Origin of the sequence: Streptomyces fulvoviolaceus (genome assembly GCF_000718165.1) — a bacterium.
Taxonomy (GTDB): domain Bacteria; phylum Actinomycetota; class Actinomycetes; order Streptomycetales; family Streptomycetaceae; genus Streptomyces; species Streptomyces fulvoviolaceus.
Window position 1 is genome coordinate 188,313 of record NZ_JOEY01000007.1, and the last position, 15,053, is coordinate 203,365.

Annotated in this window: 14 protein-coding genes and 1 pseudogene; 7 read left to right on the forward strand and 8 right to left on the reverse strand. The window is 70.8% G+C overall.

What is annotated here, in order from left to right:
* Positions 1-10: 10 nt before the first annotated feature.
* The gene (locus tag IG08_RS0109415; RefSeq protein ID WP_063757757.1) at positions 11-1,495 is read right to left on the reverse strand and encodes an MFS transporter; all 1,485 of its coding nucleotides are present in this window, start codon (positions 1,493-1,495) and stop codon (positions 11-13) included.
* A 237-nt stretch (positions 1,496-1,732) separates the two neighbouring features.
* Between IG08_RS0109415 and IG08_RS54020 the strand changes: the two are divergent.
* The 5 genes and pseudogenes from IG08_RS54020 to IG08_RS0109440 all read left to right on the forward strand — a co-directional run bounded on the left by IG08_RS54020 (position 1,733) and on the right by IG08_RS0109440 (position 7,345).
* Positions 1,733-3,420: pseudogene (locus IG08_RS54020) on the forward strand (MFS transporter).
* A 196-nt stretch (positions 3,421-3,616) separates the two neighbouring features.
* A complete protein-coding gene (locus IG08_RS0109425) occupies positions 3,617-4,270 on the forward strand; it encodes a class I SAM-dependent methyltransferase (RefSeq protein WP_030598759.1) in 654 nt (217 codons plus the stop codon).
* A gap of 22 nt (positions 4,271-4,292) precedes the next feature.
* Positions 4,293-5,216, forward strand: a complete 924-nt coding sequence (locus IG08_RS0109430) for an N-acetylmuramoyl-L-alanine amidase (protein WP_030598762.1) — start codon at positions 4,293-4,295, stop codon at positions 5,214-5,216.
* 162 nt (positions 5,217-5,378) lie between these two features.
* The gene (locus IG08_RS0109435; protein WP_052424562.1) at positions 5,379-6,233 is read left to right on the forward strand and encodes a DUF5336 domain-containing protein; all 855 of its coding nucleotides are present in this window, start codon (positions 5,379-5,381) and stop codon (positions 6,231-6,233) included.
* A 101-nt stretch (positions 6,234-6,334) separates the two neighbouring features.
* Positions 6,335-7,345 (forward strand): LLM class F420-dependent oxidoreductase, encoded by a 1,011-nt coding sequence (locus tag IG08_RS0109440; protein ID WP_030598767.1) that lies wholly within the window; start codon positions 6,335-6,337, stop codon positions 7,343-7,345.
* A 2-nt stretch (positions 7,346-7,347) separates the two neighbouring features.
* Here IG08_RS0109440 and IG08_RS0109445 read toward each other — a convergent pair whose 3' ends face one another.
* The 3 genes from IG08_RS0109445 to IG08_RS62430 form a co-directional block, all read right to left on the reverse strand.
* Positions 7,348-7,674: an ArsR/SmtB family transcription factor gene (locus tag IG08_RS0109445; RefSeq protein WP_030598769.1), complete on the reverse strand. Its 327-nt coding sequence runs from the start codon at positions 7,672-7,674 to the stop codon at positions 7,348-7,350.
* Between the two features lie 146 nt (positions 7,675-7,820).
* On the reverse strand, positions 7,821-9,050 hold the full coding sequence (locus IG08_RS0109455; RefSeq protein WP_030598770.1) for an MFS transporter: 1,230 nt from the start codon (positions 9,048-9,050) through the stop codon (positions 7,821-7,823).
* Positions 9,047-9,175: a hypothetical protein gene (locus tag IG08_RS62430; protein WP_261724952.1), complete on the reverse strand. Its 129-nt coding sequence runs from the start codon at positions 9,173-9,175 to the stop codon at positions 9,047-9,049. Before IG08_RS62430 ends, IG08_RS0109455 begins: the two co-directional genes overlap by 4 nt.
* A gap of 420 nt (positions 9,176-9,595) precedes the next feature.
* On the opposite strand from IG08_RS62430, the gene IG08_RS0109465 reads away from it, so the two are divergent.
* A complete protein-coding gene (locus tag IG08_RS0109465; protein WP_030598771.1) occupies positions 9,596-9,889 on the forward strand; it encodes a hypothetical protein in 294 nt (97 codons plus the stop codon).
* Positions 9,890-9,941: 52 nt separating this feature from the next.
* Here IG08_RS0109465 and IG08_RS0109470 read toward each other — a convergent pair whose 3' ends face one another.
* Genes IG08_RS0109470 through IG08_RS0109480 form a run of 3 tightly spaced genes read right to left on the reverse strand, consistent with a single transcriptional unit; the run spans position 9,942 to position 13,128 of the window.
* Positions 9,942-11,012, reverse strand: coding sequence for a prenyltransferase/squalene oxidase repeat-containing protein (locus tag IG08_RS0109470; protein ID WP_030598772.1), 1,071 nt, complete (start codon positions 11,010-11,012; stop codon positions 9,942-9,944).
* Positions 11,009-11,743: a class I SAM-dependent methyltransferase gene (locus IG08_RS0109475; RefSeq protein ID WP_030598774.1), complete on the reverse strand. Its 735-nt coding sequence runs from the start codon at positions 11,741-11,743 to the stop codon at positions 11,009-11,011. The genes IG08_RS0109470 and IG08_RS0109475 overlap by 4 nt, the downstream gene beginning before the upstream one ends.
* A complete protein-coding gene (locus IG08_RS0109480; RefSeq protein WP_030598777.1) occupies positions 11,737-13,128 on the reverse strand; it encodes a glycosyltransferase family 4 protein in 1,392 nt (463 codons plus the stop codon). Before IG08_RS0109480 ends, IG08_RS0109475 begins: the two co-directional genes overlap by 7 nt.
* A 208-nt stretch (positions 13,129-13,336) precedes the next feature.
* Between IG08_RS0109480 and IG08_RS0109485 the strand changes: the two genes are divergently transcribed.
* Entirely contained in the window at positions 13,337-13,987 is a 651-nt protein-coding gene (locus IG08_RS0109485) for a TetR family transcriptional regulator (RefSeq protein WP_030598778.1), read from the forward strand.
* Here the strand turns inward: IG08_RS0109485 and IG08_RS0109490 are convergent.
* The gene (locus tag IG08_RS0109490; protein ID WP_030598780.1) at positions 13,962-14,999 is read right to left on the reverse strand and encodes a Glu/Leu/Phe/Val dehydrogenase dimerization domain-containing protein; all 1,038 of its coding nucleotides are present in this window, start codon (positions 14,997-14,999) and stop codon (positions 13,962-13,964) included. The genes IG08_RS0109485 and IG08_RS0109490 overlap by 26 nt on opposite strands.
* Positions 15,000-15,053: the final 54 nt, after the last annotated feature.

Sequence of the window (15,053 nt, forward strand, 5' to 3'; positions counted from 1 at the left end):
GACCGTTGCCTCACTTCTCCGACTTCGAAGAAATTCCTCGCTGCGACCGCTGCGACCGCCGCACCCGCTGCTCCCCCGGCTGCCGCGGCAGCCACACCAGCATCAACACCACCCCACCCAACAGCACCCCCGTCCCCACCCGGAACGCCAGCGCGTACCCCTCCGTCAGCGCCTCGGGCGTACCGCTCCCCGCCGTACGGGCCGCCGCGATCGTCGACAGCACCGCGAGCCCCAGCGAACCGCCCATCGTGCGGGAGGTGTTGACCAGCCCGGACACCAGCCCGGCCTCCCCCGGCGCCGCCCCCGACGTGGCCAGCGCGGCGAGCGGGGTGGCGGCGAGCCCGGCCCCCAGCATCATCAGGATCCCGGGAATCATGATCCCGACGACGTAACCCCCGTCCGCCGTCATCGTCGACTGCCACCCGAACCCGACCACCGCGACCACCGTGCCCAGGGCGGCCACCCGGCGCGCCCCGGCCACCCGCATGAACCGCGGCGCGAGCTTCGACCCCAGCACCACCGCCAGGGAGCTGGGCACCAGCGCGAGCCCCGCGTCCAGCGGGGAGTAGCCGAGGACGTTCTGGGCGTACAGCGTCATGAAGTACCACATGCAGAACATCGCGGAGCCGCACAGGAACATCGCCACGTTCGCCGACGCCACCGACCGCACCCTGAGCAGTCCGAGCGGCATCAGCGGGGCCGCCGTACGGGACTCGACGAGCAGGAAGAGGCCGATCAGCCCGGGCCCGGCGCACAGCGGAACCAGGGTGGCCGCGGCCGTCCACCCCTCCGCCTCGGTCTGCGAGATGCCGTAGGCCAGGGTGGCCAGTCCCGCCGTCACCAGCAGCGCACCCGGCAGGTCGAGACGCCGCCCGTCCCCCGCCCGGCTCTCGGAGAGCAGCAGTACGGAGCCGAGCAGCACCGCGGCCCCGATCGGCACGTTGATCAGCAGCACCCACCGCCAGGACAGCGTCTCCACCAACGCACCGCCGACGAGCCCGCCGGCCGCGCCGCCGCCCGCGCCGACCGCCGTCCAGGTCGCAATGGCACGCGCGCGTGCGGCCCCCTCCGGGACGGCGGCCGTGAGGATCGTGAGCGTCGAGGGCGCGAGCACCGCCGCCCCCAGCCCCTGCGCGGCCCGCGCGAGCAGCAGTTCCCAGCCCTCCTGGGCCAGCCCGCCGGCCAGCGAGGCCACCGTGAACAGGCCGAGCCCGACCAGGAACATCCGCTTGCGGCCGTAGAGGTCGCCGGCCCGGCCGCCGAGCAGCATGAAGCCGGCGAAGGCGATGGCGTAGGCGTTCACCACCCATTGCAGCCCGGAAGCGCTCATTGCCAGGTCGGCGCGCATCGACGGCAGGGCCACGTTCACCACGGACACGTCGAGCACGACGAGGAACTGTCCGGCACACGCCAGTGCCACCACCAGCCAGGTGGGCGGCACGGTACGCGGACGGGACCGGCGGGTGGTGTCAGCGGCTTCGAGCATGGGCGTCATGGTCTCAACCGGCCGGTGCCCCTTGCATCGGGATTTCGGCGTAGACCGCCGGACCTGGTTCCCCAGGAGAAGACCCCGTTTCCCCAAGAGAAGATAAAGAAATCGTTAGTACGCCAAAGCATCGGAATAGTTGCCCAGGCGCACGGGTTCAACCTGCACGTATCTGGTACCGCACACAGCTCCCGCACGGCACCACCGGCACAGCCCCCCTTTTTTCAGGCCTGGAGGCCTTACTTCATGACGCACACGCCGACCGACCGGCCCGACCGCAGAGCGAGCGGAGCCGTCGTCCCGGTGCTCGCCTTCGCGGGCATCGTGGTCGCGGTGATGCAGACCCTGCTCGTCCCGGTCATCAAGGACCTGCCGCAGCTGCTGGACACCGCGCCCAGCAACGCCACCTGGGTCCTGACCTCGACCCTGCTCTCCGGCGCCGTGGCCACGCCGATCATGGGCCGCCTCGGCGACCTGTACGGCAAGCGGCGCATGCTGATCTTCAGCCTCGCCGTGATGGTGGTGGGCGCGCTGGTCAGCGCGGTCACCAGCGATCTGCTCACGATGATCGCCGGCCGTACGCTCCAGGGCTTCGCGATGGGCGCGATCCCCCTCGGCATCGGCCTGATGCGCGACATGCTGCCCCGCGAGAAGCTCGGCTCGGCGATGGCCCTGATGAGCTCCTCGATCGGCGTCGGCGGCGGCCTCGCGCTGCCCGTCGCGGCCCTGGTCGCGCAGCACGCCGACTGGCACGCCCTCTTCTACGGCACCGCGGGCGTCGGCGTCTTCGCCATCGCGCTCACCCTCTTCGTCGTACCGGAGTCTCCGGCGCGCGCCGAGGGCACCTTCGACGTCCTGGGCGCGATAGGCCTCTCCGCCGGTCTCGTCCTCTTCCTCCTGCCGATCACCAAGGGCAGCGACTGGGGCTGGACCTCCGGCACCACGCTCGGCCTGTTCGCCGCCGCCGCGGTCGTCCTCCTCCTGTGGGGCGTGATGGAGCTGCGGGTGAAGGCCCCGCTGGTGGACCTGCGCACCACGGCCCGCCCCGCCGTCCTCTTCACCAACCTCGCCTCGATCATGGTCGGCGTCAGCTTCTACGTCGTCTCCCTGGTCCTCCCTCAGCTCCTCCAGCTGCCGAAGAGCACCGGCTACGGCCTCGGTCAGTCGATGGTCGTCGCGGGTCTGATCGTCGCGCCGCTCGGCCTGACGATGATGTTCACCGCGCCCGTCTACGCCCGCCTCTCCGCGAAGTACGGCCCCAAGTTCACCCTGATCCTCGGCCTGCTGATCATCGCGATCGGCTACGGCGCCGGCCTCGGCCTCATGAGCGCCGCCTGGCAGAGCCTCGTCATCGCGGTGCTCCTGGGCGCCGGCATCGGCCTCGCCTACTCCTCGCTGCCCGCGCTGATCGTCGGCGCGGTGCCGGCGTCGGAGACGGGTGCGGCGAACGGCCTCAACACCCTGATGCGTTCGATCGGTACGTCCGTCTCCAGCGCCGTCATCGGCATGGTGCTGGCCAACACGGCGAACAACGTCGGCGGCGTCGAGATCCCCACCATGCACGGCTTCCGCGTCTCCTTCCTTATCGCGACCGGCGCGGTGGCGATCGGCCTGTTGCTGGCCCTGTTCCTGCCCAAGCCGAACCGGGCTCCGCAGCTGCGCGCCAGCAGCGAGGAGGACGCCAACCTGGAGCGTGCCGAGGAGGCCTTGCGCGGCTTCCGCGGCCGCGTCCTGGACGCCGCGGCCGCCAGGCGGGCGCGACGCTCTCCGAGGAGGACGGCACATACGCCCTCGCCGTCCCGGCCCAGGGCGCGTATGTGCTGGCCGCACGGGCCACGGGGCATGCGCCGCTTGCCTCTTCTGCCACGCACTCCGGTGCGGAGCGGGCGGTGGACCTGGATCTGTCGTTGCCCGGGGAGACGGTGACTGCGTAGCGCTCCGCGGGGGTGCCATGTGGTGCCGGATGGCGTCTTGCGGCTTCGTCGTGGCTGGTCGCGCCCACGCGGCGGAGCCGCAGATCGATACAGTCCCGCGCCCCTTGAGGGTGCTGCCGCACCCCCTGTCGCCCAGCCGACGGGGAGTGCGGCAGCATGGGGCGCGGAAAGCGTCGTACGACCGGGAGGAACCCCCATGCCCGCGGCCGCCCCCAAGCCCGAGATCCTGGCAGCCTTCGAGGCCGCGAAGGGGTTCATGCCCACGGACGAGGGCCTGGCCCTGTACGCGGCGGCCGTGGAGGCCGGGCGCCTCGGGCTCCCGCTCCTGGAGGTCGGCACCTACTGCGGCCGCTCCGCGATCCTGCTCGCCGACGCGGCCCACGAGGCCGGCGTCACCGCGCTCACCGTCGACCACCACCGGGGCAGCGAGGAGCAGCAGCCGGGCTGGGAGTACCACGACCCGGAGACGGTGGATCCCGAGCTGGGCCTGATGGACACGCTGCCGACGTTCCGCCGCACGCTGCACCGGGCCGGGCTGGAGGACCACGTGGTCGCCCTGGTGGGCCGTTCCCCGCAGATCGCGAAGATCTGGCACTCCCCCCTCGGCCTGGTCTTCATCGACGGCGGCCACACCGACGAGCACGCGAACGCCGACTACGAGGGCTGGGCCCCCCATGTGGCCGAGGGCGGCCTGCTCCTCATCCACGACGTGCACCCGGACCCGGCCGACGAGTTCACCGGCCAGGCCCCGTACCGCGTCTACCTCCGGGCCCTCGCGTCCGGCGCCTTCACGGAGATCTCGGTGACCGACTCGCTGCGGGTGCTGCGGCGGACGGGGGCGGGGATCTGAGGGCGCGTCTAGAGTCGCTGACATGTCGTACGTAGGTCCGGACTTCGATCCTCCCCAGCCCCGCCGTCCCCGTCGCCGCCTCACATGGATCGCCGCCGCGCTCGTGCCGGGGGTGTTGCTCGGGTGGCTGGTGTACGAGGGGGTGGGCGCGTCGGCGAACGGGAACGGTTCGGACACGGCGGCCGTGGGGACACCGACAGTCTCTTCGACGAGTGACGACTCGACCGAGGACGACAAGAAGCCGAGCCCGACGCCCACCGCCTCCGGCTCCGGCTCCCTCAAGGGCAAGGTCGTCGTCATCGATCCGGGGCACAACCCCACCAACTTCCAGCACACGGCCGAGATCAACCGCAAGGTGAACATCGGTACGAACTGGAAGGAGTGCGACACGACCGGCACGTCCACCAACTCCGGTTACGCGGAAGCCAAGTTCACGCTGGACGTCGCCCACCGGCTGCGCACACTGCTGGAGAAGCAGGGCGCGACGGTGAAGCTGACGCAGGACGGCGACCGGACCTACGGCCCCTGCGTGGACGAGCGGGCCCGAATCGGCAACAAGGCGCACGCGGACGCCGTCGTGTCCATCCACGCGGACGGCGCGGGGGCTGACCAGCGCGGCTTCCACGTCATCCTGCCGGGCAGCGTCCACAAGGGCGCCGCCGACACCCGCAAGATCGTCGCCCCCTCGGCCGAGCTCGGCGAGCGCATCGCGGGCAACTTCGTGCGCGCGACGGGCAGTGCGCCCTCCAACTACATCGGTGACGGAACAGGACTGGTCACGCGTACGGACCTGGGCGGCCTCAATCTGTCAACGGTTCCCAAGGTGTTCATCGAGTGCGGCAACATGCGCGACAGCAAGGACGCGGCATTGCTCACCAGCGGCGCGTGGCGACAGAAAGCGGCACAAGGGGTCTCTGAGGGAATTGTGAGTTTCCTGCGCGGGTAGTGATCAGCGGCTGATCCGGGCGGACACCCTGTTCGGGCGGACGATAGTGTCGTCCTTACTATGAGGGGCCACCCCCGCGCTTCACACCGGGGCCTGAGGGCGACATGGTGACGGCGACGCCTCCTGACCGACGACGAGACGACCTGCGAAGGACCGACTGAAGTGAATATCCGCTCACTCACTAGAGGCGACGGCGTGGTGATCGGAGCAGCGGTGTTGCTGTTGATCGCGTCGTTCCTCGACATCTATGCGATCGACGGGGCCTCCGACAGCGTTGAACTCCCCAACTCCTGGGGAAGCGGGCCGGTCCTGCTGAGTGTCGTCCTCGCGGGCATCATCGGCGCCGCACTCGTCGTCGTCTCCCACGGCCTGCCGCAGGTCCCCAAGGTGGCCGGCCTCGACCTCGGCCAGTTCGGCATCGCGTTCACGGTCTTCGCCGCTTGGAGCGCACTCGGGAACATCTTCGACCCGCTCGGCGGCACGGACAACGTCGGCTCCGGTTCGGACAACGGCGTCAGCGCCGGTCTCGGCCTGATCCTCGCGCTCGTCGCCACCCTGGTCATGGCCGGTGCCGCGGTAGCCACCCCGCTCGTCCCGGCCCTCAAGGCCGCCCTCATCCCGGCCCCCAAGCCCCCGCAGCCCCAGCCCTACGGCGCCCAGCCGCCCGCCGGTTACGGCTACCCGGGCGCCCCGCAGCCGGGGCAGCCGCAGCCCGGTCAGCCGTACGGCGGTCAGCCGCAGGCCGGTCAGCCCTTCGGTGCGCAGCCGCAGGCCCAGGCTCCGGCCCCGCAGCCGGCCGCCCCACAGCCGGCCGCCCCGGAGTTCGCGCCGTTCTGGTTCGCCGTGCCGGTGCCGCGGCCGCTGTTCGCGGAGGACGGTACGCCGACGCCGATCGCCGAACTCGCGCCGGGCACCTGGTACCTGGCCGTCGAGCAGCGCGGCCCGGCCCTCGTCGCCCAGACGCAGGACGGCCGTCGTGGTGTGCTGCAGGACACGAGCGGCATCCAGCGCGGCTGACGTCCGCCAGGCCCTGACAACGGCCCCTCGCCCTTCCGGGCGAGGGGCCGTTGTCGTACAGTCGCAGCCCTCCCGTGTCTGACATCCCGTCAGGAGGCGCTGTGCGACTCGGCCTTGCGCTCGGTTACTGGGGCCGCGGCCCCTCCCCCGATCACCTGCCGCTGGCCCGGGAGGCCGAGCGGCTCGGCTACCACTCCGTGTGGACCGCGGAGTCGTGGGGTTCCGACGTCTTCACTCCCCTCACCTGGATCGCCGCCCAGACCTCAACCATCAAGCTGGGTACGGCGGTTGCGCAGATGGCGGCCCGCTCACCCACCACCACCGCGATGCACGCGCTGACGCTCGACCACCTCTCCGGCGGGCGCGTGATGCTCGGCCTCGGGCTGTCCGGACCGCAGGTCGTCGAGGGCTGGTACGGCCGTCCGTTCCCGAAGTCGCCGCTGACCGCGACCCGGGAGTACGTCGAGGTCGTACGGCAGGTCCTCAGGCGGGAAGCCCCGGTCGAAGTCGACGGCCGCTTCCACTCCCACCCCTATCGCGGCGCGGACGGCACGGGCCTCGGCAAGGCACTCAAGCCGATCACCCATCCCCTCCGCCCCGACCTGCCGATCCTGCTCGGCGCAGAGGGCCCGAAGAACGTCGCCCAGACCACCCGAATCGCCGACGGCTGGCTGCCGCTGTACTGGTCGCCGACCCGGCCGGAGGTGTACGGCCCTTCGGTCGAAGGTGCGCCCGAGGGCTTCCTGATCGCCCCCATGGCCCAGGTGCGGGTCTGCGACGACATCGCCGAAGGGCTGCTGCCCGTCAAGACGATGCTCGGCTTCTACATCGGCGGCATGGGCCACGCGGCCCGCAACTTCCATGCCGACCTGATGGCGCGCATGGGGTACGAGGAGCAGGCACGGAGGATCCAGCGACTGTTCCTCGAAGGCCGCCGGGAGGAGGCCGTACTGGCCGTGCCGGACGCGTTCGCCGACGAGATCTCGCTGGTCGGCCCGCGTGAACGCATCGCCGAGCGGCTGGAGTTGTGGCGCAAGGGCCCGGTGACGGACCTGCTGGCGCTGGCTCCCGACCCGCACAGTCTGCGGGTGCTGGCGGAGCTGAACTCCTGAACTCAGGCGTCAGTGAGGGCCGGGGCCGGGGTCGTCACCTGGACCGCGTCCAGGAGGCCGGGGAAGCGGGTGTCGATGTCGTCGCGGCGGAGGGTGATGACGCGGGTGGTGCCGCGGACCTCGGTGTGCATGACGCCGGACTCGCGGAGCACCTTCAGATGGTGGGAGAGCGTGGACTTGGCGATGGGGTAGTCCAGTTGCCCGCAGACCCGCGAGCCCTCCTCGTGCAGCACCCGGGCGACGTCCCGCCGGATCGGATCGCTCAGCGCGTGCAGCACCCGGTCCAGGGAGATCTCGTCCCGGTCGGGGTGGAAGAGTTCCGCGCGCATGCCCACCCTCCTCGTCTCTGTCCGTTTGATCCCCCGACGCACCTTCTTTCAAGGTTCTACGATGATAGAACATGCGTGGGGCACCGGCAGGTTGGTGACGTAGGGCTCGTCCGGTGTGCCGTAGCGATCGAACGGGACGGCCGTGCTCATACGGCGGTCTCCTGCCGGCGGAACGCCCCGGCCGCCGTGTACACGCCCAGCGAGACCAGGTAGGCGGCGACGGTGAACGCGGCGATGCCCCAGAAGCCGTCGACCTTGGCGAGCAGGACGCCGCCGACCGCGCCGCCGATGGTCGTGCCGACGTACATGGCGGCGTTGGCGAGGGAGGAGACGGTGCCGCGGGCGGTCTCGGTCTGCTGCTGGAGGATGCTCATGAACACCGGGAAGACGAACCCGGCGACCATCATGACCAGCGCCAGCAGGACGAGTGCGGTGGCGAGGTCCGGGGAGAGCGGCACCACGCAGTACAGGGCGCCCATGGCGAGGACGGCGAACAGCAACGACCGGTACAGGCCCAGGCGTTGGACGAGCCTGCTGCCGAACAGCGAGCCGACGACGTTGCCCGCGCCGACGGCCATCATCGCCGTGCCGACGGATCCGACGCCCAGCGCGAAGTCCTTGGTGAACCAGGAGCCGAAGAAGGAGATGGCCTCGAAGTTGCCGGTCTGGAAGACCAGGTAGCCGAGCAGGTACCAGCGCAGCCGGCCGGGGCCGAGGACGGTGCCGTAGGTGCGCGTGATGTGGCGCGCTCCCGTGCCCGCGGCGCCGGGGCGGCCGGGCACCGACGGGAAGAAGCGGGCCAGCAGCAGCCACAGCAGGGCCGAGACGCCGCCGATCACCCAGAACGGCAGGTGCCAGGAGACGGCCGCGAGCCAGCTGCCGAGCGGGATGCCGGCGAACTGCGCGATGGACAGGCCGGCAGTGGCGAAGCCCATGGTGCGCACGATCAGCTCCGGCCGGACCAGGACCGGGATGGAGGCCCAGATCTGCGGGGAGACGATCGCGGCGCTCACCCCGGCCAGGAACCGGAAGAGGATCATCGTCCAGAAGCCCTGGGCGAAGCCGCACAGCGCGGTCGTCATGGTGAAGGCGACGAGCCCGCCCAGCAGCACCCGGCGCCGGTCCCGGCCGTCGGACAGCGGTCCGGCGACGAGGGCGAACAGGGCGTAGCCGAGCGCGTAGGCGCTGACCATCCAGCCCGAGACGCCACCGGAGACGTGGAAGGTGTCGGCCAGGGTGGGCAGCAGCGGGGCGACGAGGAAGGTGTCCGTGCCGATCACGAACATGGTGGCGAAGGCCAGCAGGGAGACCGTTCTCGGCGAGGGTCCCGCGGTCTCGGAGACGGTGGCGGTCGGAGTGGAGGAGACATCGGTCATGTCGCCATCACCGCCCAGGAGGTCGCAGTCGTCGGGGCCGGGCGGGCCACGAGGGCGAACACCGCATCGCGCAGGGTGCGGTCGGGGGTGATCACGTCGGCGGCGTCGCGGGGAGGGGTGCTCATGCAGGTGGGACTCCTCGTCGTCACAAGCATCTTCGTTGTTCGTGAAACATCGAATAAGTCGGGATGTTAGCAGGGCGGAAGCCGTTGGACCAGGGAGGGTTAGAGCCTGGCCGGTGCGCGGCAGCGGGCCGGGCCGTCCCGCGTCCGGCAGCGGACGGATGCGGTCGGTGCTGAACTACTCGTGGACGTACAGCCGCGCACCGTCGTCGCAGGTGATGACGTACTCCTTGTACGCGCACGGCGGAGGTGCGCCGCACCGCTGTGCCGTCGGCGGCGGGGCCGAGCGCGGAGACCGCCGCCACGCCCAACTGCCGCCACGGCTGCCGTCGCCACCGACGGCCGTACGCCCGAAGAAGTCACCCGGAACGCGCTCGACGCACTGGCAGGTTTCAGTCAGGGATTCGGGGCCATTCGAACAACATGTCCACTGAAACTCGCCGTGGTGCCAATTCCGCCGGGACGGTCATAGCGATCGTCGCCGACATCATGGCCCTCATTCTGGGCCTGTGGATCCTGATGTACCTGCTGGACGCGAACCGCGGGAACGACTTCGTGCAGTTCATCCACGACGCGGCTCGCTGGCTCGCCGGCTGGTCCTACGACCTGTTCACCTTCGACGAAGCATGGGCGCGAGTGGTAGCCGGCTACGGCCTGGCAGCAGTCGTCTACCTGTTCATAGGCCATGCAATAGCCAACCGCGCACACCGACACTGAACAACCGAGGTCCACTGCAGCCCCCAGGGGCGCACCGAAACCGACCAGGTTCTCAGGCGCAGCAGTCCGGGTCGAGGCCGCGGGGCAGGTGGTCGCCGCCGAACACCGTGCACGTCGCCTCGTGGCCGCCCAGCGCCGCCACGGCGAGCAGAAGGGAGCCGGCCGTCCACGTGGTCAGCTCGCGCGGCCAGATCGCTCCGTCCTCGAAGACGTAGCCCGTCCAGTACAGGCCCGACTCCGCGTCGCGCAGGTGCTGGATCGACTGGAGGATCTCCAGCGCACGGTCGGACTCGCCCATCGCCCAGAGGGCCAGGGCGAGTTCGGCCGACTCGCCGCCCGTGACCCACGGGTTGGGGATGACGCAGCGGACCCCGAGGCCGGGGACCACGAAGCGGTCCCAGTCCGCCTCTATACGGGACTTGGCCTCCGTGCCGGTCAACGCGCCGCCCAGCACCGGGTAGTACCAGTCCATCGAGTAGCGGTCCTTGTCCAGGAACCGCTCCGGGTGCCGGCGGATCGCGTGCCGCAGCGCCCCGACCGCCAACTCCCAGTCCGGCTGCGGCTCTTCACGCTGCTCGGCGATCGCCAGCGCACACCGCAGCGCGTGGTGGACCGAGGAGGACCCCGTCAGCAGCGCGTCCGACGTGTCCGTACCGTCGTCCTCACGCTTCCAGCCGATCTGCCCGCCCGACTGCTGCAGCCGGAGCACGAACTCGATCGCCGCGTAGACCGCCGGCCACATGCGGTCGAGGAACGTGTCGTCGCCCGTCGAGAGGTAGTGGTGCCAGACGCCTACGGCTATGTAGGCGACGAAGTTCGTCTCGCGCCCCCGGTCGGTGACGTCCGTGAAGTCCCCGTCCTGGTATGCCGCGTACCAGGACCCGTCCTCGTTCTGGTGACGGGCCAGCCACTCGTACGCCCGCTCGGCGGCCTCGTGCTCACCCGCCGCGTCCAGCGCCATCGCGGCCTCGGTGTGGTCCCAGGGGTCCAGGTGGTGTCCCCGGAACCACGGAAGCGCACCGTCCTCCCGCTGTACGGCGAGGATGCCGGCGACGGTCGCGACGGCCTGCTCGGCGGTGAGGACTCCGGGCAGGACGAGGTGTTCGGTGCGGGGAGTGGTCACCGCGCATCCACGGCAGGCAGATGCGGCTTGGTCGCGTACGCCACGAAGCTCTTGCCGATCAGCGGGTTCAGCGCCTGTTCGGCGACCCGCGTGGCCAGCGGTTTCTTCATGATGTCCCAGACCAGCAGCTTGTGGTACGCCCGCACCGGCAGCGCCTTGTCGTTGTCTACGCCGAACGCGCACTTCAGCCACCAGTACGGCGAGTGCAGCCCGTGCGCGTGATGCGTGCCGTAGGGCTTGAGTCCGGATTCCCTCATCTTCGCGAGGAGCTCGTCGGCCTTGTAGATGCGGATGTGGCCGCCCTCGACCTCGTGGTAGGCGTCGGACAGCGCCCAGCAGACCTTCTCCGGGCCGTAGCGCGGAACGGTGATCGCGATCCGGCCGCCGGGCTTCAACACCCGTACCATCTCGGCGAGTACGCCCTTGTCGTCCGGGATGTGCTCCATGACCTCGGAGATGATGACGACGTCGAAGGACTCGTCGGGGAAGGGGAGCGCGAGCGCGTCGCCCTCCATCGCCGTGGCGGTGGCGCCCTCGGGGGCCTCCCCCGCCTCCTTCATCGCCGCGAACCACTTCGCGACCTCGCGGATCTCCTCGCCGTTCTGGTCCAACGCCACGACCTGGGCGCCGCGCCGATAGCACTCGAACGCGTGCCGGCCGGCACCGCACCCGAGGTCCAGGACACGGTCGCCCGGGGCGAGCGGGAACCGGGAGAAGTCGACGGTCAGCACGTGGCCCTGCTTTCGGAATAGTTGCTTGTGGGGGCGGCGGAGGTGGGTGTCGGGACCACGGAGGGGCCGGGAGCCGCGCCCTCGGGGAGGCCGATCGCCTCGCGGTAACGGGAGACCGTGCCCTCGGCGGCCCGCGCCCAGGTGAAGCGCTCCAGCACCCGCTCACGTCCCGCCGCACCGAGGCGCGCACGCAGCTCGGGGTCGCCCAGCAGTCGGCTCAGGCCGGCCGCCAGCGCGCCCGGGTCGCCCGGCGGTACCGCCAGGCACGTCTCTCCGTCGCGGCCGGCGACCTCCGGGATCGCCCCGCCCGTCGTGGCGACCAACGGCGTGCCCGTCGCCATCGCCTCCGCCGCCGGCAGCGAGAACCCCTCGTACAGGGACGGCACACAGGCGACCTGGGCCGAGCGGACCAGGTCGACCAGTGCGGCGTCCGAGATGCCCTTCACGAACTCGACGGCGCCTTCGAGGCCGTAGCGCTCGATCGTCTGGGCGACCGGCCCCTCCTCGGGCCGCTTGCCGACGACGACGAGGTGGGCCTCGGGCTGCTCGGTGCGGACCTTGGCCAGCGCCTCGACGAGGAAGACCAGGCCCTTGAGCGGGACGTCCGCACTGGAGGTCGTCACGATCCGGCCCGGTACGACGGGCACGGACGGATCCGGCGAGAAGAGATCCGTGTCGGCGCCGATGTGGACGACGTGGATGCGGTCGTCGCGGACACCGAGGTGGTCGATGATCTCCTGGCGGGAGGTGCCGGAGACGGTGAGCACGGAGGGCAGGCGGCGCGCGACGCGCTTCTGCATGCGGGTGAAGGCGTACCAGCGCCGTTTGGCCAGCCGCTGGACCCGGCCCTCGGCCGCGTCCAGCTCCAACTGCCGGTCCACGGTGATGGGGTGGTGGATGGTGGTGACCAGCGGGGCGCCGACGTCGCCCAACAGGCCGTACCCCAGCGTCTGGTTGTCGTGGACGACGTCGAACTCACCGCGCCGGGCGCGGAGATGGCGGCGGGCCCGCAGGGAGAAGGTCAGCGGTTCCGGGAACCCGCCCGTCCACATGGTCGCCACTTCCAGCGCGTCGATCCAGTCGCGGTACTCGTCGCGCTTCGGGGTGCGGAAGGGGTCCGGGGAGCGGTAGAGGTCGAGGCTCGGGAGTTCGGTGAGGCTCAGGCGGTCGTCGTGCCCCTCGTCGAGGACGGGATAGGGCTGGGAGCCGATGACCTCGACACGGTGGCCGAGGCGGGCGAGTTCGCGGGAGAGGTGCCGTACGTAGACACCCTGGCCACCGCAGAACGGGTTCCCTTTGTAGGTGAGGAGCGCGATACGGAGCGGTCGCTCGCCGTCGGCGGCCAGGTCCTCGGAAGACCCCGCCTGACTGGCCTCAGCGGTCACTCTGAGCCCCCTTCTGCCTGCACTGTCCCGCGAGATTACGCCGTGACGGTAATCTAGAACAAGTTTCAGACTTGATCGTTCAGGAGGCTCTGAATCTACCGGCAGGTAAGGCCCCTGTGAGCGGTGGATCAGGTGATTCACGCCACGACCGGCACCCTGCCATGCTGAGTGATCGCAAGCCCTCACGGACTGTCACGGAACGGGACCCATGCCCGCGGAAACCAGGGTGAACAAGGTGGCCAAGGTGGATGCCAGTAGCGCGCGACCGGACTCCGCGCCCCTCACCGAGCGGCAGGAGGCGCGGCGCCGCCGCATCCTGCACGCGAGCGCGCAGCTGGCCAGCCGGGGCGGGTTCGACGCGGTGCAGATGCGGGAGGTCGCGGAGTCCTCGCAGGTGGCGCTCGGCACCCTCTACCGCTACTTCCCGTCCAAGATCCATCTGCTCGTCGCCACCATGCAGGACCAGCTGGAACACATGCACGGCACGCTGCGCAAGAAGCCGCCGCAGGGGGACACGGCGGCCGAGCGGGTGGCGGAGACGCTGATGCGCGCCTTCCGCGCACTGCAGCGCGAGCCGCATCTGGCCGACGCGATGGTCCGCGCCCTCACCTTCGCGGACCGCAGTGTGAGCCCCGAGGTCGACCAGGTCTCCCACCAGACCACGGCGATCGTCCTGGACGCGATGGGCCTGGAGAATCCCACCCCCGAGCAGCTCTCCGCGGTCCGCGTCATCGAGCACACCTGGCACTCGGCCCTGATCACCTGGCTCTCGGGCCGGGCCTCCATCGCTCAGGTGAAGATCGACATCGAGACGGTGTGCCGGCTGATCGACCTCACGGAACCGAAAGAGCCGCGCTGAGCCGGTCCGCCACCAGGTTCTTCGCCTCGTGCAGCGGGGTCGTGCCGGTGTCGAGGAGCCGGCTCACGGTGTCGCCGATGCCCTCCACCCGTCGTACCGCCTCCTCGTGCGTCAGGTGCTCGATCTCGCGGGTGAGGGTGTAGACGACGCCTCCCGCACCGGCGACGAAGTCAGGGATCCAGATGATCCCGCGGGCCGCGAGCGCGTCGGCGACCCGGTCGTCGGTGAGCTGGTTGTTGGCCGGCCCTACGACGAGACGCGCGTCGATCCCGGCGGCCGTCTCCGGGGTCAGCACTCCCCCGACGGCCGCCGGCACCAGGACGTCCGCCGATGTGCCCAACGCCTTGTCGGGCTCGACCCATTCGAGCCCGGCCCGCCGGGCGGCGTCCCGCTTGCCCTCCTCCACATCGGAGACCAGCACCCGGGCGCCGTCCGCCGCCAGCCCGGCGGCGACCCGGCTGCCGACGGAGCCGTAGCCACTGACCACGACAGTGCGCCCCTCGAGTGACCCGGTCCCGAACACGTGCCGTGCGCCCGCGCGCAGGGCGGCGAACACGCCGGTGGCCGTGGGGATGCCGGAGTCGCCGGTGCCGCCGTGCTCCTCGGGCAGGCAGAAGACGTACGGCGTCCAGCGGCGCAGCGTGGCCATGTCGGCGGGGCTGGTGCCGATGTCCGGTCCGGTGCGGTAGGAGCCCTCGAAGGAGGCGATGAGCTCCCCCAGGTCGGCGAGCGCCGCCTCGCGCAGGGCGGGGGTGAGGTCGGTGTCCCGGTCGAGGACGATCACGCTCTTGCCGCCGCCGAAGTCGAGACCGGCGGCGGCGCACTTGTGGGTCATCGCCTCGGACAGGCGCAGGGCGTCCGCGAGACCGTCGTACCAACTGTCGTAGCGCCGCATCCGGCAGCCGCCGACGGCGGGGCCCAGGGTGCGGGAGTGGAGGGCGACGACCAGGGTCAGCCCCGAACGCCGGCCGCTTCGGACGGCCACCTCTTCGTGTTCGAGTGTTTGCGTCATGGGCCGGACGGTAGGTTGAAGTTCCGGCCCGTCGCGATGATCCCGAACAAAATT

Coding starts and splice junctions, on each gene's coding strand:
- IG08_RS0109415 (WP_063757757.1), bottom strand. CDS start 1,495: ATGACGCCCATGCTCGAAGCCGCTGACACCACCCGCCGGTCCCGTCCG.
- IG08_RS0109425 (WP_030598759.1), top strand. CDS start 3,617: ATGCCCGCGGCCGCCCCCAAGCCCGAGATCCTGGCAGCCTTCGAGGCC.
- IG08_RS0109430 (WP_030598762.1), top strand. CDS start 4,293: ATGTCGTACGTAGGTCCGGACTTCGATCCTCCCCAGCCCCGCCGTCCC.
- IG08_RS0109445 (WP_030598769.1), bottom strand. CDS start 7,674: ATGCGCGCGGAACTCTTCCACCCCGACCGGGACGAGATCTCCCTGGAC.
- IG08_RS0109455 (WP_030598770.1), bottom strand. CDS start 9,050: ATGACCGATGTCTCCTCCACTCCGACCGCCACCGTCTCCGAGACCGCG.
- IG08_RS62430 (WP_261724952.1), bottom strand. CDS start 9,175: ATGAGCACCCCTCCCCGCGACGCCGCCGACGTGATCACCCCCGACCGC.
- IG08_RS0109465 (WP_030598771.1), top strand. CDS start 9,596: ATGTCCACTGAAACTCGCCGTGGTGCCAATTCCGCCGGGACGGTCATA.
- IG08_RS0109485 (WP_030598778.1), top strand. CDS start 13,337: ATGCCCGCGGAAACCAGGGTGAACAAGGTGGCCAAGGTGGATGCCAGT.
- IG08_RS0109490 (WP_030598780.1), bottom strand. CDS start 14,999: ATGACGCAAACACTCGAACACGAAGAGGTGGCCGTCCGAAGCGGCCGG.